Source organism: Curvibacter sp. AEP1-3, assembly GCF_002163715.1.
Taxonomy (GTDB): domain Bacteria; phylum Pseudomonadota; class Gammaproteobacteria; order Burkholderiales; family Burkholderiaceae_C; genus Allorhodoferax.
Map to the genome: position 1 here is coordinate 3,318,339 of NZ_CP015698.1, position 25,267 is coordinate 3,343,605.

Genomic DNA, 25,267 nt, shown 5'->3' on the forward strand with positions numbered 1-25,267 from the left:
ATGGTCAACGCCGGCATGTCCACCGGTTTGCAGCGGCGGCTGTTGCTTCTGCTCTTGTTGCCTTTATTTGTACTGGCTTTGTTGAACGCCTGGTTCGACTACCGCTCTGCAGACAGCGCCGCGCTGCAACAAGACAGTCAGCTCCTCAGCCTGGTGCCTTTGTTGGCTGATTCCATCGTCGCCCGGGGAGATACGGCCGCCGCCGTTCCTGTATTGCTTACAGCACCACCTGTGGAAGAGTTCTTGAACAGTCGTCCGGGCGCTGCGGCAATTGCCGTCGCTGGCTTGGATGGTGTGGTGCGCGTGGGAGCAGAGTGGCTTTCAGGGGCCCCACCCACGACAAAAGAACCCGCATTTTCCAGTGAAGAGTTTGAGGGGGTGACTTACCGCATCGTCAGCCAGCGGGTACAGACCGTGGCGGGTGAATTGGTGGTTCGCTTGGCCGATGGTTCGGACCCCCGTCAGCAATGGCTGCGCTTGCTTGCGTTGAAGGTGGTGCTGCCGAATCTGGTGCTCGCCTTTGCCGGTTTTTTTGCAGTGCGTTGGGCAGTGGGCACCGCACTGCGTCCACTACTGGAACTGCGGGATGCTTTGGAGCGGCGCTCCCCGCGCGACCTGTCGGCCCTGGATCCGGACGCGTCGCCCGATGAGGTGAGGCCGTTGGTGGTGTCCTTGAACCGGCTGTTCGGTCTGGTGAATGCCCAGGCCGAAAGCCAGGCCCGTTTCGTGGCGGATGCGGCGCACCAACTGCGTACGCCGCTAGCCGGACTACAGGCCCAGGTAGAAGCCTGGGCCCAAGCGGTGGATGCCCAGACTTCCGATAAAAATACGGCATCAGCGTCCGCCGGCTCAGCGCAAGCAGCTATTACTTTAGGAGCGGACCAGGTCTTGCGCTTGCGCCACGCTGCCCGCCGGACGTCCCAGCTTGCCAACCAGTTACTGGCCCTCTCTAGGGCTGATGCGCGCAGCGCCAACGTGCAGCCGTTGCAACGCATCGATCTGCAGCAACTGTGCGAGGCGGTACTGGAGTCGCAACTGGACGCGGCGATGGACAAAAACATAGACTTGGGGCTCGATGCCAGCCCGGTGCACATCAGCGGGCAAGAGTGGTTGTTGCGCGAATTACTGGTGAATCTGGTCGATAACGCGATCAAGTACACGCCCTCAGGCGGGCACGTCACCATCCGCTGCGGCCAGGGGCGCTATGCGTTCCTGGAGGTGGAAGATGACGGCCCCGGCGTGCCGCAGGCAGAGCATCAACGTGTGCTGGAACGCTTCTACCGGGTTGCGGGTACGGCCGTGGAGGGGAATGGATTGGGGCTTGCGATTGCCAATGAAATTGCGCTGGTCCATCGCAGTCAGCTGGAGCTCAAGCCCGGTGGGGCGGGGCGGGGTCTGTGTGTAGGGCTGCGATTTCCCCCGGCCTGAATTTCAAAGTAGCCTGCTGGCGTGTGCGAGAATTTGAGTGGCCACTAACTTCAACGTTCTGCAGAGCAACCTATGTCTGACTCCACGGCTGCCCCGACCGACGCCCCTGACACCTCGGCTCAACCCGACGACGCGGCACCCGCGCGCAAGCGGCCCAAGCCGGGTGAGCGCCGGGTTCAGATCCTCCAAATGCTCGCGACCATGTTGGAGCAGCCCGGGGGGGAACGCATTACCACCGCTGCACTGGCCGCGCGCCTGGAGGTGAGTGAAGCTGCGCTTTACCGCCATTTTGCGAGCAAGGCCCAGATGTTCGAGGGACTGATTGACTTCATCGAGCAAACTGTTTTTTCACTGATCAATCAGATAGTCGAGAAAGAGGCTGCTGACGCCGGGCCCGCAACCGGCACGCGCCAGGCGAGCAGGATCGCAGGCATGTTGGTGCAGTTTGCAGAAAAGAACCCCGGCATGACCCGCGTCATGGTGGGCGATGCCCTGGTGTTGGAGCACGAGCGCCTGCAGCAACGCATGAACGCGCTGTTCGACAAAGTGGAGTCCACCATCAAGCAGTGCCTGCGCGATGCGGCCTTGAATGCGCCCGCATCCGGGCCCAGGCCGGACCCGCAAGTGCAAGCCGCGGCCGTGGTGGCTCTTGTGGCCGGGCGCTTGCAGCGCTATACCCGTTCCGGATTCAAGCGCTCGCCCTCGGAACACCTGGAGCCTGCACTTGCCCTCATCCTCGGGTAAACCCTAGATTTCCTTAGAAGTGACCCTCTAGAGGGGGCGGATACTTCACAGCACTCGGTGAAATGCTGCAAAATAGCACGGTCGTTCTATTTTGGATGGTATTTCGCTTATGTCGTCTGTCGCTGAAAACGCTCTTGAAGCTGTGCCTGCAGAGGCTGGTGCCAAACGCGCTCCTGCACGCCGCGCCATGCAAAAAGGGCAGCAAACCAAAGCGGCCATTGTGGAAGCTGCTCTGGGCCTTGCGACCCAGATCGGTCTCGAAGGCCTGAGCATCGGTGCGCTGGCGGAAGTCACGCAGATGAGCAAGTCCGGCGTGTTTGCGCACTTCGGCTCCCGCGAGGAAATGCAGATCTCCGTGATCCGCGAATACTTCAATCGCTTTGAGCAGGAAGTCTTTTATCCAGCCCTGCATGCGGACCGCGGACTGCCTCGCGTGGAAGCTTTGTTCGGCAATTGGATGAAGCGCGTCGCCGTGGAAATCCAGTCCGGTTGCATTTTCATCAGCGGCGCCGTCGAATTCGATGACCGCCCGGGCCCGGTGCGCGACGCTCTGGCCTCTTCCGTACAAACCTGGCTCAGCGCCCTGTACCGCGCCGTCGTGCTGGCCAAGCAATGCGGCCACCTGCGTCCGGAAGCGGATGAACAGCAGATGGCCTTTGAAATCCACGGCCTCATCCTGGCCCTGCACTACGAAGCCCGTTTCCTAAAAAACCCCGGTTCTATCGAGCGCGCGAACCGTGGTTTTTCCAACATCCTTGCGCGCTACGCAATCACCTCCGTGTAAGCGCCACAACCCATCTTCACCCCCAGTTACCTAGGAGAACTCACCATGCCCACCTATACCCCCCCGATCCGTGACATGCAGTTTGTGATGCACGAAGTGCTCAAAGTGGCGGATGACTTGAAACAAATCCCCAAGCACGCGGACATCGATGCAGACACCATTAACGCGGTGCTGGAAGAGGGCGGCAAGTTCGCTGCCGAAGTGGCCTTCCCCCTGAACATCAGCGGTGACACCGAAGGTTGCACGATTGACCAGACCACCCACAAGGTCACCACCCCCAAGGGCTTCAAAGAAGCTTATCGCCAGTACATCGACGGCGGTTGGGCAGCATTGGCCTGTGACCCCGAGTACGGCGGACAAGGCCTGCCCTATGTGGTCAACGGCATGTTCTACGAAATGCTCAACAGCGCCAACCAGGCGTGGACCATGTACCCCGGTCTGACCCACGGTGCGTATGCTGCGCTGGAAACACACGGCACCCCTGAGCAAAAAGCAACCTACCTGCCCAAGATGACCAGCGGCGAGTGGACCGGTACGATGTGCCTGACCGAACCTCATTGCGGTACCGATTTGGGCCTGATGCGCACCAAGGCCGAGCCCCAGGCCGACGGTACCTACAAAATCACCGGCAACAAGATCTTCATCAGCGCCGGCGAACACGACATGACCGACAACATCATTCACTTGGTGTTGGCCCGCTTGCCCGATGCGCCTCCAGGCATCAAAGGCATCAGCCTGTTCATCGTGCCCAAGTTCCATGTGAATGCAGACGGCTCCCTGGGCGAGCGCAATGGCATTTACTGTGGCGGCCTGGAGCACAAAATGGGCATCCATGGCAATGCCACCTGCCAGATGGTCCTGGAAAACGCCGTGGGCACCATGGTCGGCCAGGCCAACAAGGGCATGCAAGGCATGTTCGTGATGATGAATGCCGCACGCCTGGGCGTGGGCAACCAGTCCCTGGGCCTCACCGAAGTCGCATTCCAGAACGCCTTGGCCTACGCCAAAGACCGCATCCAGATGCGCAGCCTCTCCGGTACCAAGGCCAAAGACAAGCCCGCGGACCCGATCATCGTGCACCCCGACGTGCGCAAGATGTTGATGACTGCTCGTGCCTATGCTGACGGCGGTCGTGCCTTGCAGGTCTACTGCTCCATGCTGCTGGAAAAAGAGCACAACCACCCCGATGAAAAGGTGCGCAAAGACGCAGGCGAAATGCTCGCTTTGCTGACCCCGATTGCCAAAGCCTTCCTGACCGACAACGGCCACATTGCCACCAACGCCTGCATGCAGGTCTTTGGCGGCCACGGCTTCATCAAGGAATGGGGCATGGAGCAGTTTGTGCGCGACAACCGCATCAACATGATCTATGAAGGCACCAACACCATCCAGTCTTTGGACTTGCTGGGCCGCAAAGTTTTGGGCAACAACGGTGCCACCCTCAAGAAGTTCGGCAAACTGGTCGGCGTGCTGGTGGCCGAAGAAGGCGTGAACGAAAAGATGGCTGAATTCATCACCCCGATCGCCATCCTGGGCGAGCAGATGACCAAGTTCACCACCGAAGTCGGCTTCAAGGGTTTCCAGAACCCCGATGAAGTGGGCGCCGCTGCTGTGGATTACCTGCGCGTGGCAGGTCACTTGGTGTTCGGCTACTTCTTTGCCCGTATGGCCCAGGTGGCGCTGCGTGAAATTGCGGCCGGTAGCACCGACCCGTTCTATACCGCCAAGCTGCAGACCGCACGCTTCTACTTCGCCAAGCTGTTCCCCGAGACCGCGACCCTGATGCGCACAGCCCGCACCGGTTCCAAAGTTTTGATGGACACCGACGCCGCCTTGGCTTAAAAAAGTACTGCGTTTCCCCTTCCACTTTTTAACGACAGGAGACTTTCATGATTCGCAACACGCTCGTAATTGCTCTCAGCCTGACAGCTACCGCCGCCATGGCGCAAATGAGTCCCGTGGGGCTCTGGCGCCAGGTGGACGATAAAACCGGTCTGGCCAAGTCGGAGATCCGGATTGTTGAAGAGAACGGCGTAGTCATTGCGCGCATCGAAAAGCGCCTAGACCCCGCTGCCAAGCCGGACGACAAGTGCGATGAATGCAAGGACGACCGCAAGGGCAAGCCCATCGTGGGTCTTGAGATCATCCGCGGAGTCAAGAAAGTGGAAGGCAAAGACGTATGGGATGGCGGCAAGATCCTGGACCCTGCTGAGGGCAAGGAATACAACGCCCGCCTGACCCCCATCGAGGGTGGCAAAAAACTGGAGATGCGCGGTTCCATCGCCTTCTTCGGCCGAACCCAAACCTGGACCCGTATCCAGTAATCATTTCAGGAAAAACTATGTCCCGCTTCCAAGTCCGTAAAGTCGCTGTGCTCGGTGCCGGCGTCATGGGTGCGCAAATTGCGGCCCATCTCGTCAACGTCAAAGTGCCGGTGGTGCTGTTTGACCTGCCGGCCAAAGAAGGCCCCAAGAATGGCATCGTCACCCGTGCCATTGAGAACCTCAAGAAGCTCAAGCCCGCCCCTCTGGGCGTGGTGGATGATGCTGCTCTGATCGGTCAGGCCAACTATGAAGAACACCTCGAACAGCTGCGCGACTGCGACCTCATCATCGAGGCCATCGCAGAGCGCATGGACTGGAAGCTGGACCTCTACAAAAAGATCGCGCCCTTCATCGGTCCCAACACGATTGTTGCGTCCAACACGTCCGGCCTGTCGATCACCAAACTGTCGGAAGCGCTGCCTGAAGAAATCAAGCCCCGCTTCTGCGGTATTCACTTCTTCAACCCGCCCCGCTACATGGCGCTGGTGGAGTTGATCAACACCCCCACCACAGAAGCCCACTACCTCGATGCGCTCGAAGGCTTCGTGACCAGCACCCTGGGCAAGGGCGTGGTGCGTGCCAAGGACTCCCCCAACTTCATCGCCAACCGTGTCGGTATCGCCGGCATGTTGGCCACCATGAAGGAAGTGGAAAACTTCGGCCTCACCTACGACGTGGTCGATGACCTTACCGGCAAGAAGCTGGGTCGCGCATCCTCCGGCACGTTCCGCACTGCGGACGTGGTCGGCCTGGACACCATGGCCCACGTGATCAAGACGCTGCAGGACACGCTCAGCATCGAAACTGATCCCTTCTACGAGAGCTTTGCCACCCCCGTGGTGCTGAAGACCCTGTTGGAGATGGGCAACCTGGGCCAGAAGTCCAAAGCCGGCTTCTTCAAGAAAGTCGGCCGCGATGTGCTGCGCTTCGATGGAGAAAGCAAGGAATACGTGGCCGGCGGCGAAAAGGCCGACGAGGTCTACGCCCGCATGCTCAAGAAGCCAGCTGCCGAGCGCCTGAAGCTCTTGCGCAACTCTGAGGGCAAGCAGGGTCAGTTCCTGTGGGCCATCCTGCGCAACAGCTTCCACTACGCTGCCATTCACCTGGCGTCCATCGCCGACAACGCCCGCGATGTGGACTTCTGCATGCGCTGGGGCTTCGGCATGAAGCAAGGTCCGTTCGAGCTCTGGCAAGAGGCCGGTTGGCTCGAAGTGGCCAAGATGGTTCAAGAAGATATAGCCGCCGGCAAGGCCCTGTGCAAAGCGCCTCTGCCCGAGTGGGTGTTCAAAGGCCCCGTGGCTGACGCCGGTGGTGTGCACACCGCTGCAGGCTCCTGGAACCCCACCACAGGCACCTTTGTGCCGGTGCGCAAGCTGCCTGTGTACGAGCGCCAGCACTTTCCCGAGAGCGTGCTGGGTTCCAATGCGCCCAAGGCTGAGACCGCTGGCAAGACTGTGTTTGAAGACGAGTCCATCCGCCTGTGGACGCTGGACACGGACCAGGATGGCCCCTCCGGTAGCCGAGTGCTGATTGCCAGCATCAAGACCAAGATGCACGCTATCGGTGGCGGTGTGATCGAAGGCCTGCTGCAAGCCCAGGAGCTCGCCGAAAAGGAATACCAAGGCTTGGTGATCTGGTCGCCGGACGAGATGTTCTCTGCCGGCGCCGACCTGCAAGGCATGATGCCCGCCTTCATGATCGGTGGCGCCAAAGCCATCGAGGGCGCAGAAGCCGAGCTGCAAAACGCCATGCTCAAGCTGCGCTACTCCAACGTGCCCGTCATTTCCGCCATTCGCGGTTTGGCGCTGGGCGGTGGTTGCGAGCTGGCCATCTACTCCAGCAAGCGCGTGGCGGCGATGGAAAGCTACATCGGCCTGGTGGAAGTCGGCGTGGGCCTGGTGCCCGGTGCCGGCGGCTTGACCTACATCGCGCGCCGTGCTGCAGAGAACATGGCACTGTCCACCTCCAAGGACGTGCTGCCTTTCCTGACCGAAGGCTTCACCGCTGCGGCTATGGCCAAGGTAGGCACCAGCGCGCTCGAAAGCCGCAAGCTGGGTTACCTGCTGGACAGCGATGTGGTCGTGGCGCACAAAGACGAGCTCTTGTTTGTGGCCATCAACGAGGCCAAGGCTTTGTACACCTCCGGCTACCGTGCACCGCACAAGCGCAGCTTCCCCGTGGCCGGTCGCAGTGGCATTGCCACCATCCGTGCCCAGCTGGTCAACATGCGCGACGGTGGTTTCATCAGCGCGCACGATTTCCACATCGGCTTGCTGATTGCAGAGGTGGTGTGTGGTGGCCAAGTGGATGCCGGCACCCTGGTTACGGAGGAATACCTCATGGCCATGGAACGCAAGGCTTTCTGCAGCCTGCTGACCCACCCCAAGACGCAAGAACGCATCATGGGCATGATGTCCACCGGCAAGCCGGTGCGTAACTGATTGGCGCCATGACTACGCTCGCTGCCCACGCATCGACTGCCCGGCCCAACCGCTTGGCACGTTCGGTCGCCAAGCTGGACCGCGTGCCTGCGGCCCTGCGCCCCTGGCTGCGCAACAAGGTCATGGGCCGAGCAGTGCCTTTCACCGGCACCGCAGGTCTGGACTTTGCGCACATGGCGCCTGAACGTGTGGAGATTGCCGTGGCCAATGTGCGCCGCGTGCAAAACCACATTCAGGGTGTGCATGCCGCTGCCATGGCGCTGCTGGCCGAAACGGCCACCGGCATGGTCGTGGGCATGAATGTGCGGGACGACTGCCTGCCCCTGGCCAAGAGCATGCGCATCGACTTCAAACGACGTGCCCAGGGCGCCATGCGCGCAGTGGCCACCTTGTCGGATGCGCAGCGCCAGCTCATGCAGCAAAGCGACAAGGGCGAGGTCAGCGTGCCGGTGCTGGTCAGCGACGAATCGGGCGAACAGCCCATTCAATGTGAATTCATCTGGGCGTGGATACCCACCCCGAAAAAATAAAGGAGTTTCCTCATGAAACAAGTCCAAGACGCTTACATCGTTGCCGCCACGCGCACGCCCATCGGGCGTTCCGGCCGCGGCTATTTCCGTAACACCCGCCCTGACGAGTTGCTGGTGTCTGCCCTGCGCAGCGCCATGTTGCAAGTCCCCACCTTGGACCCCAAGGCGATTGAAGACGCCATCATCGGCTGCTCTTTCCCCGAGGGCGAGCAGGGCATGAACATGGCCCGCGTGGCCGTGGGCTTGGCTTTTGACCACCCCGTGGGCGGCATCACCGTCAACCGCTTCTGCGCGTCCGGCATTTCTGCCATTCAGATGGCGGCAGACCGCATCCGTGTGGGCGAGGCCGATGTGCTGATCGCCGGCGGTGCCGAGTCCATGAGCATGGTGCCCATGGGTGGCGGCAAGCCCTCGTTCAATCCCGAAGTGTTTGCCCGCGACGAGAACGTCGGCATCGCCTACGGCATGGGTCTGACCGCAGAAAAGGTCGCCCAGCAGTGGAAGGTGACACGCGAAATGCAAGACGCCTTCGCCCTTGAATCCCACCTGCGCGCCATCAAGGCCCAGCAAGCCGGCGAGTTCACCGACGAGATCACGCCCATCGATGTGATCGAGCGCACTCCCAACCTGGCAACCGGCGAAGTGTCCACCCGCACCCGCACCGTGAACCTCGACGAAGGCCCACGCCCAGACACCTCCATCGAAGGCCTGGCCAAGCTCAAGCCTGTGTTCGCTGCCCGCGGCAGCGTGACTGCCGGCAACAGCTCCCAGACCAGCGATGGCGCAGGCGCTTTGATTCTGGCCAGCGAGAAAGCCGTCAAGCAGTTCGGCCTGACCCCCTTGGCCCGTTTTGTGAGCTTTGCAGCGCGCGGCGTGCCGCCTGAAATCATGGGCATCGGCCCGATCGAAGCCATCCCTGCTGCCTTGCGTTACGCCGGTTTGCAGCACTCTGACATCGACTGGTTCGAGCTGAACGAAGCCTTTGCCGCCCAGTCGCTGGCTGTGATTAACACCCTGGGTCTGGATCCGTCCAAGGTCAACCCCATGGGTGGCGCGATTGCGCTGGGTCACCCGCTGGGCGCTACCGGTGCCATCCGTGCGGCCACGGTGGTGCACGCGCTGCGCCGCCACAACCTGAAGTACGGCATGGTCACCATGTGCGTAGGAACCGGGCAGGGCGCTGCCGGCATCTTTGAACGCGTGTAAGGCGCGTCACACCAAGGCCACCTTCGGGTGGCCTTTTGCATGGGGCTGTATGCTCCGCAGCCATCTGGAGATCGCTTGAATGAGTACCCACGTTTTTGATGAAGCCATTGCGCTGCAGGCGCAGCCGGATGGCAGCTGGACAGGCCACACCCACCCGGCCTATGCCAATATGGTGGGGCCGTTTGGCGGCATCACTGCGGCTCAAGCCCTGAACGGAGTGCTGCAGCACCCGGAGCGATTGGGCGACCCGGTGTCGCTGACGGTGAATTTTTGCGCGGCGCTGGCCGACGGCCCCTTCACCGTCATGGCGCGTGCGGCGCGCACCAACCGGTCGACCCAGCACTGGACCATCGAGATCCAGCAGGGGGATGCGATTGTCATGACCGGCACAGCGGTGACCGCTGTGCGCCGCGAAACCTGGGGTGTGGACGAAGAGCCCATGCCCCTGTGCCCGCCACCCGCCGAAGTACCGCCGCCGCAGGTCATGGCGCCCATGGAGTTTGTGAAGCGTTATGAGCAGCTCCCGGTGACCGGCCAGCTGCCTGCCGTGTGGGATGGCAGCGGCCACAGCAGCCTCACGCAAATCTGGGTGCGGGACAACCCGCCACGCCCCCTGGACTTTGCGTCGCTGGCTTGCATCTCTGATGTTTTCTTTCCCCGGGTGTTCATCCGCCGGGCCACTCACGTGCCTGTGGGCACCGTGTCATTGACGGTGTACTTCCACGCCAGCACCGAGCAACTGGCCCAGACCGGCACCGGTTACCTGTTGGGGCAAGCGCAAGCGCAGGCCTTCCGCAATGGCTTTTTTGACCAGAGCAGCCAGCTCTGGAACGAAGCCGGCGTGCTGCTGGTGACCACGCACCAGATCGTCTATTACAAACAGTGATCCAATCACGCATCCCTTTTTGAGCGAGCGACCATGCAAGACATCCTGATCCACACCGACGCCGGCATCACCACCATCACCCTGAACCGGGTCGAAAAGAAAAACTCTTTTACCCAGGCCATGTACGCCGCCTGCGCAGATGCATTGGACGCTGCGCGTGACGATGCTTCCGTGCGCGTGGTGGTGTTCCAGGGCGACGCCACCGTCTTCAGCGCCGGCAACGACATCGGCGACTTTCTGGGCGCGCCGCCCAAGGCGCAGGACGCACCGGTATTCCGTTTCTTGCGGGCCTTGGCGGCATTCCCCAAGCCCATCGTTGCGGCGGTATGCGGCCCGGCAGTAGGCATCGGCACCACCATGCTGTTCCATTGCGATCTGGTCTATGCCGGTGACAACGCCGCTTTCTCCATGCCCTTCGTGAACCTCGGCTTGTGCCCGGAAGCGGCGTCTAGTCTGCTGGTGCCCCAGATGATGGGTTACCACCGCGCCGCCGAGGCCTTGCTCATGGGCGAGCCCTTCATGGCCGAAGCCGCCCTCGAAGTCGGTCTGGCTAACCGCGTGGTACCGCCCACCGAAGCCAATGCGGTTGCCCAAGCCCAGGCCCGCAAGCTGGCCGCCAAGCCCATCGCCTCGCTGATCGAAACCAAGCGCCTGCTCAAGAAAGGCCAGCTGGCAGACGTGCTGGCCCGCATCGATGAAGAAGCGGTGAGCTTCGGCCGCATGCTGGGTGAGCCTTCTGCCAAAGAGGCGTTCACCGCGTTTATGGAGAAGCGCAAGCCCGACTTCACTAAGGTCTGACTTTTAAGTGTTTTAGGCTGCTGGCGCTCCTTCCATATGCGCGAGCAGCTCCTAAAATAGTAGCAATCTGAAGGTAAGGCGCTGCGTTTGCGCCTCAGCTGCGAAGCGCCAAGACACTCGCGTTTTCCCTGAGTATTTTTGCCAAGCAAGCGCTTGCTGAAAATAGATGAGGCTGGTATGGTCGACGCATGACCACTACCGAGACCCTGCCCGCCGCGCCTGCTGAAGATGCCGCGCCACCCGAGGCCAAACGCCCGCGCGGCCGTCCCCGCAAAACCGAAGACGAACGTGATGACGGCAACCGCCGTCACGAACTACTCAAAGCTGCAGCCCAGCTCTTCCGCCGCCAAGGGTTCGCCGCGACCACCACCCGCGACATCGCCAACGCGGCCGGCATGCAAAGCGGCTCGCCGTTCTACCACTTCAAAAGCAAAGACGCGCTCTTGTTCGCCGTCATGGAGGCGGGCATGCATTCGGCGCTGGCCAACCAGCAGCGTGTGCTGGGCGATGTCGCCTATGCCGCACTGAGTCCGGCCGACAAACTACGCCGCCTCGTCCATGCGCACTTTGAGGTTCTGCTCGGGCCCGGCAACGACTTTGTGCCGGTCATGCTGTACGAGTGGCGCTCCTTGCAGCGCCCGCAGCGCAAGGTGCTGCACAAACTGATTGCCGACTACGAGGCCCTGTGGATGCCGGTGCTGCAAGCCCTGCAGGACAGCGGCCAGCTCAAGGCGCCGGTGGGCGTGGCGCGCCTGCTGATTCTGGGCGCGCTCAACTGGTCGGTGCAATGGTTCGACCCCGCCAAAGGGGCCACGGTAGAAGCGCTCGGCGAACACGCCGTGGCCATGTTCATTCAGGAGGTGTAATGCATTACGGTTCTGTCTTCGCGCCCGGCTTGTTTGCCGGCAAAGTGGTGGTGATTACCGGAGGCGGCTCCGGCATTGGCCGCTGCACAGCCCATGAGCTGGCAGCCTTGGGCGCCACCGTAGCGCTCATAGGCCGCAAGCCCGAAAAGTTGGAGAAAGCTGCAATCGAGATCACCGAGGACGGTGGCAAAGTCAGCCAGCATGTGTGCGATATCCGCAATGAAGACGCCGTGAAGGCCTGCGTGGCTGCCATCGTGGCCCAGCACGGCCGCATTGACGGCCTGGTGAACAACGCCGGCGGCCAGTACATGACGCCGCTGGAAGCCATCAGCGCCAAGGGCTGGGAGGCGGTGATCAACACCAACCTGACCGGCGGTTTCTTGATGGCACGCGAGTGCTTCAGCCAAAGCATGAGCAAGCATGGCGGCGCCATCGTCAACATCGTGGCCGACATGTGGGGCTCCATGCCCGGCATGGGCCACAGTGGTGCCGCGCGCGCCGGCATGGTGAGCTTTACTGAGACTGCAGCCACCGAGTGGGCAGGCCGTGGGGTGCGGGTGAACGCTGTTGCGCCGGGCTACATCGCCTCCAGCGGCATGGACCACTATCCGCCTGAAATGGGCCCTATGTTGCGCGAAATGGCCAAGACGGTGCCCCTGGGCCGCTTTGGCACCGAGGCCGAAACCTCTGCCGGGATTGTGTTTTTGCTGAGCCCTGCAGCGGCGTTTATCAGCGGTACCACGCTGCGCATCGACGGTGCACGGCCCCAAGTGCGCATGGGCTGGCCCATGCGCGTGGCGGACGAAAAGGCGCAAGCCCGCGATGCCATCAAACCCTTCAACGGCTTTCACCGCGCCAGCACGCCCAAGGTGTTTCAGTCATGAGCGCGCTCCCTGATTTAGCGCAGGAGTTCGGCCCGGAGGATGTGGCTGCCGTGGAAGATGCGGCGCGCCGCTTCATCCAGACCGAGGTGGCCCCGCATCTGGCGGACTGGGAAGAGGCAGGTGAGTTCCCCCGCAGCCTGTACCAGCGCGCTGCCGATCTGGGCTGGTTAGGGCTGGGCTACCCGGAGCGCTTTGGCGGCACACCTGCGCCCTGGGCACTGCGCAACGCGCTCACGATTGCGCTCGCTCGCAGCGGGGGCAGTGGCGGCCTCATGGCCAGCCTGTTCAGCCTCAACATCGGTTTGCCTCCGGTGCTGCGCCATGGCTCTGCGGCCTTGCAGCAGCTAGTGGTGCCCGATGTGCTGGCCGGCCGCAAGATTGCCGCGCTGGCGATTACCGAGCCCGGTGGTGGCACGGATGTGTCTGCACTCAAAACCACGGCCCGCCTGGAGGGCAACGAGTACGTGGTGGATGGTGAAAAAACCTTCATCACCTCCGGCATGCGCGCCGATTGGATCACGGTGGCGGTGCGGACTGATTTGAAGAACAAAGGTCCCATGGGCATCTCCATGCTCATGGTGCCTGGCGATGCGCCTGGCTTGTCGCGCAGTCCTCTCCAGAAAATGGGCTGGCATTGCTCGGACACGGCGCAGCTGCGCTTTGACGGCGTGCGGGTGCCGGCCTCCAACCTCGTGGGCGAGGAGGGTGCGGGTTTCAAGATCATCTTGACCAACTTCAACGGCGAGCGCTTGTCCATGGCAGCTATGGCGCTGGGCTTTGCAGAGTGCTGTTATGACGAAGCCTTGAGCTGGGCCCAGCAGCGCAAAACGTTTGGCACCGCACTGATTGATCACCAGGTCATTCGTCACAAGTTCATGGACATGAAGATGCGCATCGAGTCCACCCGCGCATGGCTGCATGCGGTGGCCGCGCGGGCGGACGCCGGTGACCGCGGCGACAAGTCGGCCAAAGGTGCAGAGTGGGTGGCACAGGTGTGCCTGCTCAAGAACCATGCGACGCAGACCATGCAGTTCTGCGCCGACCAGGGCGTACAGATTCTGGGTGGCATGGGCTACATGCGGGGCACGGCTTGTGAGCGCATTTACCGCGAAGTGAAGGTGATGATGATCGGCGGCGGCGCTGAGGAAATCATGAAAGAGTTGGCAAGCCGTCAGCTCGGCCTGTGAGAATGCGGCATGCCTAAAACCCCCCATGCAGAGCCAGCCGCAGCGCCCATCGTTTTTGAGCCGGAGTTCATCGAAGGCCTGACCCGCATCTTTGAAGTGAGCATCGTCTTCAACCAGATGCTAGGGTTGAAGATCACCTCCATCACCCCTGACAAAGTGAAGGCCCGCATTGCCATGCGCCCGGAGTTGGTCGGCCATGCGGCCTACAACCGCATCCACGGCGGCGTAATCAGCGCAGGGCTGGATGCCATGGGTGGCCTGGCGGTGATGGCGGCCATTGGCGCACGCCACATGGACGAAGCACCCTCGCAGCGCCTGCACCGCTTTGCCAAGCTGGGCACCATCGATCTGCGGGTGGACTACCTGCGCCCCGGCATCGGCGAGCAGTTCGAGCTGCACGCCGAGGTGATGCGCCTGGGCTCACGCGTTGCGTCTACCCGCATGGAGTTTCTGGGCGCGGATGGCAAGCTCCTGTCCACCGGGTCTGCGGCTTACATCGTCTCCTGATTTGCTATTTTTTAGGAGCTGCTCGCGCATATCCAATGGGCGCTAGGGGTGTAAATGACCAAGAAGTATGCCCGCTGTGAAGCTTGTTTGTTTCATTGGTGGCGCAAGTAGCATGGGCCAGTTTTTCGATTTGAGGACGGTGTGAAGTGAACGTCTGCCTTGCAGTGGAAGCTACCGTTAGGGTTGGGTATTCTGTTAAGCGGTGTCTGCGCAAGCTAGGTTAACAATGAAAATTAGTGCATTCAACGCCATAGCGGCGATATTGTTGTTCATGCATCGACCGACGTATGCAATCAGCTTCAGTGATGCCGGCGAGAACCTTCTCTACTTTGAATACGCTTCATTGTCCGCGGACTATTGCGAGCAGCGTGGTTACCCTAGCCGCTCGATCTACTCTAAATGGCAGCAAACATATTCACAAGTACAAATAGAAGCCGTCAAACGTGTCTTGGCGGAAGGTCAAAGTCGTGGTCTAACAACTGGCGAACAGCAGCAAGTTCTTTCTCAAGCACTTGCGAGCCACAGAAAAGTTGCAAGTGACAATATTGCCAAGAAAGGCGTTCCGTGTTCGAGATACAGGGAATTTCTAGTTGGTTATAGCGGGCTCCTGAAAAAATAATCGGACCCAATTAACTCGCCAAGTTGCCTCAGTCCTTTGATGGACATGTGTCCGATTTGTGCTGGCAGGTTTGGTGTTGTTCCGAAAACCGCTTTCAGCCTGTAGGTGCCCCAAAACTTCTGAAAGCCTGCAGCCCGCTTAGGTTTAAGTTCTTGTCGCTCCTACTAACTAACAAGGTTCACCAAGACAAAAAAAGGCCACCCGAAGGTGGCCTTTTTCATGGGTAGCTGACGGTGCTTACTTTTTGGCAGGCGCGTCGCTCACGTACTCAGACATGACCTTCCACTTGCCGTCGGTAATCTGGGACAGGCGGGATGCGCCGCTGCCCAGACGCTTTGTGGCGGTGAAGGTTTGGACCGGTGCACCGAACATGTCTGCCGGAATGGTCATGCTGTCCATGACCTTGATGTACGAGTCCGTGGTCAGGTTCTTGCCGGCCTTGTTGGCTGCCGAGGCAAAGGTGTTGATGATCATGTAGCCGTAGACCGAGAAGACGGTGGGGTCCTCATTGAACTTGGTCTTGTACTTGTTGGCCCAGAAGCGGATGCTGGGGGTCTGCTCATCGGTGTAGGGGTTCTGCACGGTCATGGTGGCGTAGAGGCCGTCCATGGCTTTGCCGCCGATCTTGTGGATCAGGTCCGTGTAGGCGGCACTCGACCCGATGAAGGTGGGGTTGTAGCCCAGCTTGCGGGCGGTGCCGATGGCGCCGATAGTCTCGCGGATGATGGTGCCCAACACCACAAAGTCGCAACCGCTAGCCTGCATTTTGGAGACCTGGGACGAGAAGTCAGTGGCTCCACGCTTGTAGGAGGTCTTCTCGGCGAATTCCATGCCGATAGTCTTCAAGCCGTCTTCACCGCCTTTGAGCACTTCGAGGCCGAAGTCGTCATCCTGGTACAAGGTGCAGACCTTTTTGGCGCCTTTTTCCTTCACCAGCTTGGGCACGGCCAGGCGCATCTGGTCGTAGTAAGGGGCGGCAAACGAGTACTTGAGCTTGTGGAAGGGCTCATACATTTCGCGGGCGGCGGTGATCGGGAAGAAGTTGATCACATTCTTCTCGAACTGCACCGGCATGGCCGCCATGTTCTGGGCGGTGCCGATGTGGCCGACCATCATGAAAATCTTGTCCTGGTTGACCAGTTTCTGGGCAGCGAGCACGGCCTTTTTGGGGTCGTAGCCGGAGTCTTCCACCAGCAGTTTCAGCTTGCGGCCATTAACGCCGCCTTGCTCGTTGATTTCGTCCACCGCCAGCAGCATGCCGGCGCGGGCCTGTTTGCCGAAGCCGGCCAAGGGACCGGAGAGGTCCTGGATGGAGCCCAGCAGGATTTCGTCTTTGCTCACGCCTTGTTGGGCGCTGGCAAATGTCGCGGTCAGGGCCAGGGTGCCCAGTGCGATGGCGGTACGCAGTTTCATGGTTGTGTCTCCTCGTTGGTTCTCTTTGCAAAAGGGGGCAGCAGAGCTGCTATCGGTACATGGCCTCTATCCGGGCTTCGTATTTCTTCTCCACCAGCTTGCGTTTGAGCTTCATGGTGGGGGTGAGTTCCTCGTCTTCCGCGGTCAACTGGTTTTCCAGCAGGAAGAATTTTTTGATTTGTTCGACGCGCGCAAATTTCTTGTTCACCCGGTCCAGCTCGGCCTGGATCAGAGCCTGCACCTCTGGTGCGCGGGTGAGGGATGCGTAGTTGCTGAATGGCACGTCCGCATCTTGGGCAAATTTCTCGACGTTCTCTTGGTCGATCATGATGATCACCGTCAGGTAGGGGCGTTTGTCGCCGATGACCACTGCGTCGGTGATGTAGGGCGAGAACTTCAGGTCGTTTTCCAGCTCGCTGGGCGTGATGTTCTTGCCGCCCGCTGTGATGATGATGTCCTTCATCCGGTCGGTGATGCGGAAGTAGCCGTCTTCGTCCACCACGCCCACATCGCCGGTATGCAGCCAGCCATCGGGGGTGATGGTTTCTGCGGTTTTCTCAGGCAGATTCAGGTAGCCGGCAAACACGTTCTTGCCGCGCACCATGATCTCGCCAGTGGCAGGGTCCAGCTTGACCTCATTGAAGCTGGCCGCAGGGCCGATGGAGCCGGGCTTGATCTTGTTGACTGGCACACCGGTGGACGCACCACAGGTTTCCGTCATGCCCCAGACCTCCAGCATGGGCAAGCCCAAGGCCAGATACCAGCGCACCAGGTCGGGCGAGATGGGAGCTGCACCCGTGATCAGGAAGCGCGAGCGGTGGATGCCGATCAGCTTGCGCACATTATTCAGTGCCAGCACCTGGGCCAGCTTGAATTGCAGTTTCAGAGACGTTTCCACGGGCTGACCTGCCAGCACTTTGTCGGCGATCCGGGTGCCCACGTTAATGCCCCAGCCGTACACGAACTGCTGGAACTTGCCGGACTCTTTGAGCGCAATCATCACGCTGGAGTAAAACTTCTCCCACACCCGCGGCACGGCGGTGAACACGGTGGGGGCAATCTCCCGCACGTTTTCGGGGATGGTTTCCGGGTTCTCCACGAAGTTGAGCTTGGCACCGGTGTAGAGCGAGAAGTACTCGCCGCCCAGCCGCTCGGCAATGTGGCACAGCGGCAGAAAGCACATGCGCTCGTCGCTGGCGTCCTGGGCGATCAGGGTGTTGTACCCGCGCACTGAATACACAATGCCTTGGTGCAAATGCATGGCGCCCTTGGGCTTGCCCGTGGTGCCGGAGGTGTAGACCAGAATGGCCAGGTCTTCGGGTTTGCAGGCCGCACTGCGCTGGGGCACTGCATTGGGGTTGGCTGCGTTGTAGGTGCGGCCCATAGCCCGCAGGGCGTCGAGGCTGAGAACGTCAGGGTCATCCAGCCCTCGCAGGCCTTCCATGTCCATGACGATGATTTTTTGCAGTGTGCTGCACTGCGCGCGCACTTCCAGTGCCTTGTCGAGTTGCTCGTCGTCTTCTACGAACAGGAAGCGGGTGCCGGAATCCTCGCACAGGTACTGCACCTGGCTGGGCGCGTCAGTGGGGTAAATGCCGTTAGAAACACCACCGGCCGACAGCACGGCCAAGTCTGCCCACACCCACTCCACCACGGTGTTGGCCAGGATGGACGCTGTGTGGCCTTGCTCAAAGCCCAGACTGATCAGACCGCCGGCGATTTCGCGCACGGCGTCGGCCGTTTGGTTCCAGGTCCAGCTGCGCCACAGCCCCAGGTGTTTCTGGCGCAGCCAGATGTCGGGGCCGCGTGCGGCCACGGCGTTCCAGAACATGGCCGGAATCGTCTCTCCCGCCATGGCGATGCCACTTTGTGGCTGGATGTCGCTGGTATCCCAGAGTCCGTTCATGCTGCTATCTCCAGTTTTTCTTCTTTTTCCAACGACGTTCCCCACGCACTCCGTCCTCCTTCATGCCAAGGTAAAACTCTTTGATGTCGTCTTTTTCGCGCAGGTTGGCGCAGGTGTCTTCCATGACGATGCGGCCGTTCTCCAGCACATAGCCGTAGTCCGAGGCATTGAGCGCCATGTTGGCGTTTTGCTCCACCAGCAGGATGGTGGTGCCGCGCTCGCGGTTGATACGCACCACGATCTCAAAAATCTCTTTGGTGAGCTTCGGGCTCAGACCCAGGCTGGGCTCGTCCAGCAGGATGAGGTCGGGGTCTGCCATGAGCGCTCGGCTGATAGCCAGCATCTGCTGTTGTCCGCCAGAAAGCAAACCGGCATCCTGCGCGGCGCGTTCCTTGAGGATGGGGAAGTAGCCATACACGGTTGCAAGGTCCTTGGCGACGCCATCGCGGTCTGCGCGGGTGAAGGCACCCATGAGCAAGTTGTCATGCACGCTAAGCAGGGGGAACACTTCGCGCCCTTCGGGCACATGGCTCAGGCCTTCCTGCACGATATAGGCAGGATCGCGGGCGGTGATGTCCTGCCCCTTGAATTCGATTGAGCCTTTGCGCGGATCGATGATGCCGGAGATGGTTTTCAAAATGGTGGTCTTGCCCGCACCGTTGGAGCCCAATACTGTGGCAATCTCGCCGCGGCGCACCTGCAAACTCACGCCCCGGATGGCCTTGATGGGGCCGTAGGAGCTCTCGACATTCAGCAGCTTGAGCACAGGCTGGTCGCTGATGGGGGGCGGCAAGGTGCTCATGCGGCCTCCCGGGAAGGTTGGCGGCGCAGGGACGACACATCATCAATAGAGCCCAGATAGGCTTCCACCACGGCGGGGTCGGTTTGCACTTCGCGGGGGCTGCCCATGGCCAGCACTTCGCCCTGGTTCATGGCCAGTACACGGTCCGAGACTTTGGAGACCAGACTCATGTCGTGCTCCACCATCAGAACCGTAATGCCCAGCTCGTTCTTGATGTCCTGGATCCAGAAAGCCATGTCGTCGGTTTCTTCCACATTCAAGCCGCTGGACGGCTCGTCGAGCAGCAGCAGCTTGGGTTCGGTGCACAGGGCTCGCGCCATCTCTACCACCTTGCGCACGCCGTAGGGCAGGCCTGCCACCAGCGAGTCGCGGTAGTGCTGCAGGTCAAGGAACTCAATCACTTCCTCGGCTTTTTCACGGGCCTTGAGTTCAGCCTCGCGCACGGCGGGGGTGAATAGCAAGTCTTGCCACAGGGAGGTTTTGCGGTGCGTGTGGCGGCCGATCAACAGGTTGTGCAGCACGCTGGCGTGCTCGAACAGCTCAATGTTCTGGAAGGTGCGCGCGATGCCCAGTGAGGCCACGTTTTGTGGGGCCTGTTCGGTGAGCTGCAGCGGACCCTGCGGGCCCATATAGGTGATGCTGCCGGTGGTGGGCGTGTAAATGCGGCTGATCAGGTTGAACACCGTGGTCTTGCCGGCGCCATTGGGCCCGATGAGGGTGAAGACCTCGCCTTGCTTGACATCGAAGCTGACTTTGTTGACCGCCAGCACGCCGCCGAAGCGCACGCTCAGGTCTTTGGCCGAGAGAAGTGTGTCGGAGTTCATTTCAACCGGTCCGATTTCTGGAAGGATTTCTGCCGCTTGAACATGCCCTTGCGGTAGAACGGGAACATCTGCAAATAGGTGCGCACCTTGAGCCAGCGGCCATACAGGCCCATGGGCTCAAATAGCACGAAGGCGATCAGCACAGAGCCATAAATCACGCTCTTGAGGCCGGGCGCCTGGCCGATGAACTCTGGTAGAAATTCTTTGCCGGCCGAAATGCCCTGGGGCAGGATGATGAGGAAGATGGCACCCAGAAACACCCCGTGTACCGAGCCCAAGCCGCCGATCACTATCATCAGTAGCAAGTCGATCGACTGCAGCAGGTTGAACTGGTCGGGCGAAATGAAGCGCAAGTTGTGGGCATACAAGGCGCCCGCCATGCCGGCCAAAGCCGCTGAAATGGAGAACGACAGTGTCTTGTAGTACGCCAGATGGATGCCCATGCTCTGCGCCGAAATTTCGGAGTCGCGGATGGCCACAAAAGCCCGGCCTGTCGGGGAGCGCAGCAGGTTCAGAATGCCCAGAGTGCACAACACGGTCACCGTGAGGCACACGAAGTAGAAGCCTTGGCCGCTGCCCAGTTCGTAACCAGCCATTTTGATCACGCCGACCGCTTTGCCTGCATTTCCGCCAGTGACCGATTCCCAGCGGGCAAACACTTCTTCAATGATGAAGCCGAAGGACAAAGTGGCCATACCCAGATAGATGCCCTTGAGCCGCAGCGCTGGCAAGCCCACGACGATGCCCATGAGCGCCGACAGGGTACCTGAGAGGGCCAGCGACACCACAAACGGAACACCGGCATTGGTGAAGTAAGCCTGTGCATAGGCGCCAACACCCAGAAATGCGGCATGCCCCAGCGAGAACTGGCCGGTAAAGCCGGCAAGCAGCATCAGCCCGAGACCCGCAATGGCGTAGATCAATACTAGGTTCAGTTGAGCCAGGCTGTACTCGGTGAGCAGCCACGGAGCGGCCACCAGCAGCACCACCAGCGCGCTGTACCAGAACACATGGCCGCCATGCTTGGCGAGGTTGATGTCCTGCGCGTAATCGGTCTTGAATATGAAACGCATCAGACTTTCTTCCGCAATTTTTCGCCGAACAAACCGTTGGGTTTGACCATCAGCATGACGAGCACCACCACGTAGGCGGCTGTGTCCTTGAAGCCATCAGGCAAGTAGAAGCCGGCAAAGGACTCCACCAGGCCGATCACCAGCCCGCCCACAATGGCGCCCGGCAGGCTGCCGAAGCCGCCCACCACCGCGGCCGGGAAGGCCTTGAGGCCGATAAAGCCCATGTTGGCGTGTACGAAGGTAATGGGCGCGAGCAGGATGCCTGCAATCGCAGCCACCGCAGCCGCCAGGCCCCAAGCCAAACCATTGAGGCGCTGAACCGGAATGCCCATGTAGTAAGCGGCTAGCTGGTTCTGGGAGGCTGCCTGCATGGCGATGCCCAGCTTGGTATAGCGGAACAGCGCAAACAAGAGCACGCACAACACGCCGGTGGCGCCGATGATGACGAGGTGCTCTACGTTGAGCACCAAGGCGCCTATGCCCATGTCATTGCCGCCGAACTTCAGGATCTCGTCTTTGTAGGGCACGGGCAAAGCGTTGGTGTCGGTGCCGATGCCGGGGATCATGGTGATCAGGCCGCGCGCCACATAGCCGATGCCGATGGTGAGCATCACGATCGAGAAAGCAGGCTGCCCCAAAATGGGGCGAATGACCAGACGCTCCAGGAACACGCCGAAGAGGGCCATGCCCAAGATCGCGCTGGGTACAGCAATCCAGTAGGGCATTCCGAGCATGGTCATGCCCACCAGTCCGCCGAAGGCGCCCAGCATCATCAGTTCGCCCTGGGCGAAGCTCACGGTTTCGGTGGCTTTGTAGATCAATACAAAGCCGAGCGCGATCAGGCCGTAAATGCACCCCTGTGCCACGCCGCTGATCAGCAATTGAAGGAACTGCACGTTGTCTCCTTGGTAAGTGCAGTCCGGTTATAGCGTTCTGTCCCCCAATCACCGATAGGGTTCCCACTGATCTCGTAGACCCTAGGAAGTCCCCTCAAGTCCGCTGGGTATCTACAGTGCGGGCTTGAAGTGTTTTGGTTCTCTGGCACCCATGGAATATGCGCGAGTAGCTATCAAAAAAATAGCGCTATTCGTTGGTTTTAGGTATGGGGCGGGGGCGTCCCTGGTCGTCAATCGCGACATAGGTGAGTGACGCCTCGGTGACTTTGGTGTACTGCCCTTGTGAGCGGTAACGCTCGGCATACACCTCGACTTTGACGGCGATAGAGGTGCGGCCGATGCGGCTCACCTTGCTGAAGAAACTCAGGATGTCGCCCACCCGCACCGGTTGCTTGAAGATGAACTCGTTCACCGCCACGGTGGCCATACGCCCCTGGGTGTAGCGAGCAGGCAGCACCGAGCCGGCCAAGTCGACCTGGGCCATGACCCAGCCGCCGAAGATGTCGCCGTTGGCATTGCAGTCGCCCGGCATGGGGATCACTTTGAGCACCAGCTCCTGGTCGGTAGGCAATTGAACGTGGCTGGAACTTGAAACGGTAGACATGGGCACAATCCTGAACTGAAACTATTCCGAATTGTCCCCCATGCGCCCCTCCGGTCTCCCCGCAGCAGCTCCTGCTGCGATCTCCTCTGCCTCCGCTGTGCAGCCCAAGTCCGACTGGAGCACTCTTCAGCGCCTCTTTCCCTACTTGTGGACCTACAAATGGCGTGTGCTGGCAGCCCTGGCGTTCATGGTAGGGGCGAAGCTCGCCAACGTGGGCGTGCCCCTGCTGCTGAAAAACCTGGTGGATGCGATGACCATCAAACCCGGCGACGCTGCGGCGGTGCTGGTGGTGCCTATGGCACTGCTGGTGGGGTATGGCGCTTTGCGCCTGTGCACGTCTTTGTTTAGTGAGCTGCGCGAGCTGGTGTTTGCCAAGGCTACCGAGGGCGCTGCGAGGTCCATTAGCCTGCAAGTGTTCCGCCATCTGCATGCCATGAGTTTGCGCTTTCACTTGGAGCGCCAGACCGGGGGCATGACCCGCGACATCGAGCGGGGCACCCGTGGCGTGCATTCGCTGATCAGCTATTCGCTCTACAGCATCGTGCCCACCCTGATCGAGGTGGCGTTAGTGCTGACGCTGCTGGCGGTCAAGTTCGATGTCTGGTTTGCCTGGATCACCGGGATTGCGCTTGTTGTTTACATCGCTTTCACGGTCACGGTCACCGAATGGCGCACGCAGTTCCGCAAAAAGATGAATGAGATGGACAGCACGGCCCACAGCCGCGCCATCGATTCACTGCTGAACTACGAGACGGTCAAGTACTTCAACAACGAAGAATTCGAAGCCCGGCGCTATGACGAAAACCTGGAGCGCTACCGCAAGGCGGCCGTCAAGAGCCAGACTACGCTTTCGGTGCTCAATACCGGGCAGCAGCTCATCATTGCCACCGCTCTGGTCACCATGCTGTGGCGCGCTACCCAAGGCGTGGTGGACGGGCGCATGACGCTGGGCGATCTGGTCATGGTCAATGCCTTCATGATCCAGCTTTATATTCCGCTGAACTTTCTGGGTGTGATCTACCGGGAGATCAAGCAAAGCCTGACCGACCTGGAGAAGATGTTCAGCCTCATGGAGCGTGAGCGCGAGATCGCGGATGCACCCGATGCACAACCCCTGCAGTTGGCAGCTGATGGCACAGACGCCAGCGTGCGGTTTGAAGGTGTCACTTTCAGCTACGACCCTGCAGGCAGCAAGGCAGCTGCAGGCACCGAGGCGCGCACCATCCTGCACCACATCAGCTTCGAGATTCCTGCGGGCAAAACGGTCGCTGTGGTGGGGCCCAGTGGTTCAGGCAAATCGACGCTGGCGCGCTTGCTCTTCCGTTTTTACGATGTGCAGCAGGGCCGCATCACCATTGCCGGGCAGGACATCCGCAATGTGACACAAAGCAGCGTGCGTCAGGCCATCGGCATCGTGCCGCAGGACACGGTGCTTTTTAACGACACGGTGGAATACAACATCGCCTACGGGCGACCCGGTGCCAGCCGCGCCGAGGTCGAGGCAGCGGCCAAAGCGGCGCACATTCACCGCTTTATTGCGGCAGCCCCCCGAGGCTACGACACCATGGTGGGTGAGCGAGGTCTCAAGCTCAGCGGTGGAGAAAAACAGCGTGTGGCGATTGCCCGAACCCTGCTCAAGAACCCTCCGGTCATGATCTTTGATGAAGCTACCAGCGCGCTGGACAGTGCCAACGAGCGCGCCATTCAGGCGGAGCTGCAAGGCGTTTCCCGCAACAAGACAACGCTGGTGATTGCTCACCGCTTGTCCACGGTCGTGGACGCTCACGAGATACTGGTGATGGATGCAGGTCACATCATTGAACGCGGTAACCATGCCGAACTATTGGCGGCCAATGGGCGTTACGCGTCCATGTGGGCCTTGCAGCAAAGCGGGGAGTAAGCCATGGACATGTTGCTGTTGTTGGCGGCAGCCCTTGGATTTGCTTGGGCCAAGAAGAAAGACCAGAGCGAGCGCATTGCCCTGTTGGTAAGCGTGCTCTCTCGCTTTGACATCGAAAAGCTGATGGAAAGCCTCACGGACGGGTATCTGCGCGCCTTGGGCGAGGAAGACGCGGAGCGCCAGACCCAGGTCTGGAGCTACCTGGAAGTGCAGGAACAAACGCTGAGCGAACAGTTCACTGCCTTCGCTGCCGAATTCGCAACGCAGGATGCAGCTGCCACGCGGGTAAGCCGCCTGCCGGTGGCCATTCCCTATGCGGCCCGCTGGTGGCCGTCCGCCGGCTTTGACGTGCGTGAAGCGTTTGCAGTCCACGCGCGTGGCATCGCGTCGGTGATTGAAAACCAGGCAGGTCTGTCGCCCAAGCGCCGTGCTTTCACCCTGTCTGCAGAACTCTTTTTGATGCAGCACACCTGCCACTGGTATTGCCGCTCCAAGACCGTGGCTTCAGCACGTTTGCTGGCGCGGCACAAGACCACTTACCAACAAGTGTTGCAGTCGGTCAGTGTGGGAACTCGCAATGCCTATCTCGCAATGACGGGGCAGTCTGCAGCCGTCTAATGCGGGCAAAAAAAGAGGGCCCAGCTA

The 25,267-nt window shown here is 60.5% G+C and carries 24 protein-coding genes; 17 read left to right on the forward strand and 7 right to left on the reverse strand.

What is annotated here, in order from left to right; all coding sequences use genetic code 11:
* Nucleotides 1-15 precede the first annotated feature (15 nt).
* From AEP_RS15570 to AEP_RS15640, 15 genes are all read left to right on the forward strand, one after another.
* The gene (locus tag AEP_RS15570; protein ID WP_087497377.1) at nucleotides 16-1,428 is read left to right on the forward strand and encodes a sensor histidine kinase; all 1,413 of its coding nucleotides are present in this window, start codon (nucleotides 16-18) and stop codon (nucleotides 1,426-1,428) included.
* Nucleotides 1,429-1,500: 72 nt separating this feature from the next.
* Nucleotides 1,501-2,172, forward strand: a complete 672-nt coding sequence (gene slmA / locus AEP_RS15575) for a nucleoid occlusion factor SlmA (RefSeq protein WP_087496230.1) — start codon at nucleotides 1,501-1,503, stop codon at nucleotides 2,170-2,172.
* 187 nt (nucleotides 2,173-2,359) lie between these two features.
* The gene (locus tag AEP_RS15580; protein ID WP_428984496.1) at nucleotides 2,360-2,956 is read left to right on the forward strand and encodes a TetR/AcrR family transcriptional regulator; all 597 of its coding nucleotides are present in this window, start codon (nucleotides 2,360-2,362) and stop codon (nucleotides 2,954-2,956) included.
* A 45-nt stretch (nucleotides 2,957-3,001) separates the two neighbouring features.
* Nucleotides 3,002-4,798 (forward strand): acyl-CoA dehydrogenase C-terminal domain-containing protein, encoded by a 1,797-nt coding sequence (locus tag AEP_RS15585; RefSeq protein ID WP_087496232.1) that lies wholly within the window; start codon nucleotides 3,002-3,004, stop codon nucleotides 4,796-4,798.
* A gap of 47 nt (nucleotides 4,799-4,845) precedes the next feature.
* Complete coding sequence (locus tag AEP_RS15590; protein WP_087496233.1) at nucleotides 4,846-5,280, forward strand: DUF2147 domain-containing protein; 435 nt, start codon at nucleotides 4,846-4,848, stop codon at nucleotides 5,278-5,280.
* 17 nt (nucleotides 5,281-5,297) lie between these two features.
* Nucleotides 5,298-7,721: a 3-hydroxyacyl-CoA dehydrogenase/enoyl-CoA hydratase family protein gene (locus tag AEP_RS15595; protein ID WP_087496234.1), complete on the forward strand. Its 2,424-nt coding sequence runs from the start codon at nucleotides 5,298-5,300 to the stop codon at nucleotides 7,719-7,721.
* Between the two features lie 8 nt (nucleotides 7,722-7,729).
* Nucleotides 7,730-8,251, forward strand: a complete 522-nt coding sequence (locus tag AEP_RS15600; RefSeq protein ID WP_087496235.1) for a DUF4442 domain-containing protein — start codon at nucleotides 7,730-7,732, stop codon at nucleotides 8,249-8,251.
* 12 nt (nucleotides 8,252-8,263) lie between these two features.
* A complete protein-coding gene (locus tag AEP_RS15605; protein ID WP_087496236.1) occupies nucleotides 8,264-9,457 on the forward strand; it encodes an acetyl-CoA C-acyltransferase in 1,194 nt (397 codons plus the stop codon).
* A gap of 79 nt (nucleotides 9,458-9,536) precedes the next feature.
* Entirely contained in the window at nucleotides 9,537-10,343 is an 807-nt protein-coding gene (locus AEP_RS15610; protein ID WP_087496237.1) for an acyl-CoA thioesterase, read from the forward strand.
* Between the two features lie 33 nt (nucleotides 10,344-10,376).
* Complete coding sequence (locus tag AEP_RS15615) at nucleotides 10,377-11,141, forward strand: enoyl-CoA hydratase (protein WP_087496238.1); 765 nt, start codon at nucleotides 10,377-10,379, stop codon at nucleotides 11,139-11,141.
* Nucleotides 11,142-11,329: 188 nt separating this feature from the next.
* A complete protein-coding gene (locus tag AEP_RS15620) occupies nucleotides 11,330-12,007 on the forward strand; it encodes a TetR/AcrR family transcriptional regulator (protein ID WP_087496239.1) in 678 nt (225 codons plus the stop codon).
* Complete coding sequence (locus AEP_RS15625; protein ID WP_087496240.1) at nucleotides 12,007-12,891, forward strand: SDR family oxidoreductase; 885 nt, start codon at nucleotides 12,007-12,009, stop codon at nucleotides 12,889-12,891. The genes AEP_RS15620 and AEP_RS15625 overlap by 1 nt, the downstream gene beginning before the upstream one ends.
* On the forward strand, nucleotides 12,888-14,078 hold the full coding sequence (locus AEP_RS15630) for an acyl-CoA dehydrogenase family protein (protein ID WP_087496241.1): 1,191 nt from the start codon (nucleotides 12,888-12,890) through the stop codon (nucleotides 14,076-14,078). The genes AEP_RS15625 and AEP_RS15630 overlap by 4 nt, the downstream gene beginning before the upstream one ends.
* 9 nt (nucleotides 14,079-14,087) lie before the next feature.
* A complete protein-coding gene (locus tag AEP_RS15635) occupies nucleotides 14,088-14,585 on the forward strand; it encodes a thioesterase family protein (protein WP_087496242.1) in 498 nt (165 codons plus the stop codon).
* Between the two features lie 226 nt (nucleotides 14,586-14,811).
* Complete coding sequence (locus AEP_RS15640; protein ID WP_087496243.1) at nucleotides 14,812-15,204, forward strand: hypothetical protein; 393 nt, start codon at nucleotides 14,812-14,814, stop codon at nucleotides 15,202-15,204.
* 237 nt (nucleotides 15,205-15,441) lie between these two features.
* Here AEP_RS15640 and AEP_RS15645 read toward each other — a convergent pair whose 3' ends face one another.
* The 7 genes from AEP_RS15645 to AEP_RS15675 form a co-directional block, all read right to left on the reverse strand.
* Entirely contained in the window at nucleotides 15,442-16,617 is a 1,176-nt protein-coding gene (locus tag AEP_RS15645; RefSeq protein ID WP_087496244.1) for an ABC transporter substrate-binding protein, read from the reverse strand.
* Between the two features lie 49 nt (nucleotides 16,618-16,666).
* Complete coding sequence (locus tag AEP_RS15650) at nucleotides 16,667-18,523, reverse strand: AMP-dependent synthetase/ligase (protein ID WP_087496245.1); 1,857 nt, start codon at nucleotides 18,521-18,523, stop codon at nucleotides 16,667-16,669.
* 4 nt (nucleotides 18,524-18,527) lie between these two features.
* On the reverse strand, nucleotides 18,528-19,325 hold the full coding sequence (locus tag AEP_RS15655) for an ABC transporter ATP-binding protein (RefSeq protein WP_087496246.1): 798 nt from the start codon (nucleotides 19,323-19,325) through the stop codon (nucleotides 18,528-18,530).
* Nucleotides 19,322-20,149 carry an ABC transporter ATP-binding protein gene (locus tag AEP_RS15660; protein ID WP_087496247.1) on the reverse strand — a complete coding sequence of 276 codons (828 nt, stop codon included), beginning with the start codon at nucleotides 20,147-20,149 and terminating at the stop codon, nucleotides 19,322-19,324. The genes AEP_RS15655 and AEP_RS15660 overlap by 4 nt, the downstream gene beginning before the upstream one ends.
* Nucleotides 20,146-21,222 carry a branched-chain amino acid ABC transporter permease gene (locus AEP_RS15665; protein ID WP_087496248.1) on the reverse strand — a complete coding sequence of 359 codons (1,077 nt, stop codon included), beginning with the start codon at nucleotides 21,220-21,222 and terminating at the stop codon, nucleotides 20,146-20,148. The genes AEP_RS15660 and AEP_RS15665 overlap by 4 nt, the downstream gene beginning before the upstream one ends.
* On the reverse strand, nucleotides 21,222-22,118 hold the full coding sequence (locus AEP_RS15670) for a branched-chain amino acid ABC transporter permease (RefSeq protein WP_087496249.1): 897 nt from the start codon (nucleotides 22,116-22,118) through the stop codon (nucleotides 21,222-21,224). Before AEP_RS15670 ends, AEP_RS15665 begins: the two co-directional genes overlap by 1 nt.
* A gap of 187 nt (nucleotides 22,119-22,305) precedes the next feature.
* Complete coding sequence (locus AEP_RS15675) at nucleotides 22,306-22,722, reverse strand: acyl-CoA thioesterase (protein ID WP_087496250.1); 417 nt, start codon at nucleotides 22,720-22,722, stop codon at nucleotides 22,306-22,308.
* 40 nt (nucleotides 22,723-22,762) lie between these two features.
* Here AEP_RS15675 and AEP_RS15680 point away from each other — a divergent pair, with 40 nt between their 5' ends.
* On the forward strand, nucleotides 22,763-24,622 hold the full coding sequence (locus AEP_RS15680) for an ABCB family ABC transporter ATP-binding protein/permease (protein ID WP_087496251.1): 1,860 nt from the start codon (nucleotides 22,763-22,765) through the stop codon (nucleotides 24,620-24,622).
* A gap of 3 nt (nucleotides 24,623-24,625) precedes the next feature.
* A complete protein-coding gene (locus AEP_RS15685; RefSeq protein WP_087496252.1) occupies nucleotides 24,626-25,240 on the forward strand; it encodes a hypothetical protein in 615 nt (204 codons plus the stop codon).
* Nucleotides 25,241-25,267 lie beyond the last annotated feature (27 nt).

Coding starts and splice junctions, on each gene's coding strand:
- AEP_RS15665 (WP_087496248.1), bottom strand. CDS start 21,222: ATGCGTTTCATATTCAAGACCGATTACGCGCAGGACATCAACCTCGCC.
- AEP_RS15580 (WP_428984496.1), top strand. CDS start 2,360: ATGCAAAAAGGGCAGCAAACCAAAGCGGCCATTGTGGAAGCTGCTCTG.
- AEP_RS15605 (WP_087496236.1), top strand. CDS start 8,264: ATGAAACAAGTCCAAGACGCTTACATCGTTGCCGCCACGCGCACGCCC.
- AEP_RS15655 (WP_087496246.1), bottom strand. CDS start 19,325: ATGAGCACCTTGCCGCCCCCCATCAGCGACCAGCCTGTGCTCAAGCTG.
- AEP_RS15610 (WP_087496237.1), top strand. CDS start 9,537: ATGAGTACCCACGTTTTTGATGAAGCCATTGCGCTGCAGGCGCAGCCG.
- AEP_RS15680 (WP_087496251.1), top strand. CDS start 22,763: ATGCGCCCCTCCGGTCTCCCCGCAGCAGCTCCTGCTGCGATCTCCTCT.
- slmA (WP_087496230.1), top strand. CDS start 1,501: ATGTCTGACTCCACGGCTGCCCCGACCGACGCCCCTGACACCTCGGCT.
- AEP_RS15635 (WP_087496242.1), top strand. CDS start 14,088: ATGCCTAAAACCCCCCATGCAGAGCCAGCCGCAGCGCCCATCGTTTTT.
- AEP_RS15570 (WP_087497377.1), top strand. CDS start 16: ATGTCCACCGGTTTGCAGCGGCGGCTGTTGCTTCTGCTCTTGTTGCCT.
- AEP_RS15645 (WP_087496244.1), bottom strand. CDS start 16,617: ATGAAACTGCGTACCGCCATCGCACTGGGCACCCTGGCCCTGACCGCG.
- AEP_RS15640 (WP_087496243.1), top strand. CDS start 14,812: ATGAAAATTAGTGCATTCAACGCCATAGCGGCGATATTGTTGTTCATG.
- AEP_RS15650 (WP_087496245.1), bottom strand. CDS start 18,523: ATGAACGGACTCTGGGATACCAGCGACATCCAGCCACAAAGTGGCATC.
- AEP_RS15595 (WP_087496234.1), top strand. CDS start 5,298: ATGTCCCGCTTCCAAGTCCGTAAAGTCGCTGTGCTCGGTGCCGGCGTC.
- AEP_RS15625 (WP_087496240.1), top strand. CDS start 12,007: ATGCATTACGGTTCTGTCTTCGCGCCCGGCTTGTTTGCCGGCAAAGTG.
- AEP_RS15630 (WP_087496241.1), top strand. CDS start 12,888: ATGAGCGCGCTCCCTGATTTAGCGCAGGAGTTCGGCCCGGAGGATGTG.
- AEP_RS15615 (WP_087496238.1), top strand. CDS start 10,377: ATGCAAGACATCCTGATCCACACCGACGCCGGCATCACCACCATCACC.
- AEP_RS15620 (WP_087496239.1), top strand. CDS start 11,330: ATGACCACTACCGAGACCCTGCCCGCCGCGCCTGCTGAAGATGCCGCG.
- AEP_RS15600 (WP_087496235.1), top strand. CDS start 7,730: ATGACTACGCTCGCTGCCCACGCATCGACTGCCCGGCCCAACCGCTTG.
- AEP_RS15590 (WP_087496233.1), top strand. CDS start 4,846: ATGATTCGCAACACGCTCGTAATTGCTCTCAGCCTGACAGCTACCGCC.
- AEP_RS15685 (WP_087496252.1), top strand. CDS start 24,626: ATGGACATGTTGCTGTTGTTGGCGGCAGCCCTTGGATTTGCTTGGGCC.
- AEP_RS15675 (WP_087496250.1), bottom strand. CDS start 22,722: ATGTCTACCGTTTCAAGTTCCAGCCACGTTCAATTGCCTACCGACCAG.
- AEP_RS15660 (WP_087496247.1), bottom strand. CDS start 20,149: ATGAACTCCGACACACTTCTCTCGGCCAAAGACCTGAGCGTGCGCTTC.
- AEP_RS15585 (WP_087496232.1), top strand. CDS start 3,002: ATGCCCACCTATACCCCCCCGATCCGTGACATGCAGTTTGTGATGCAC.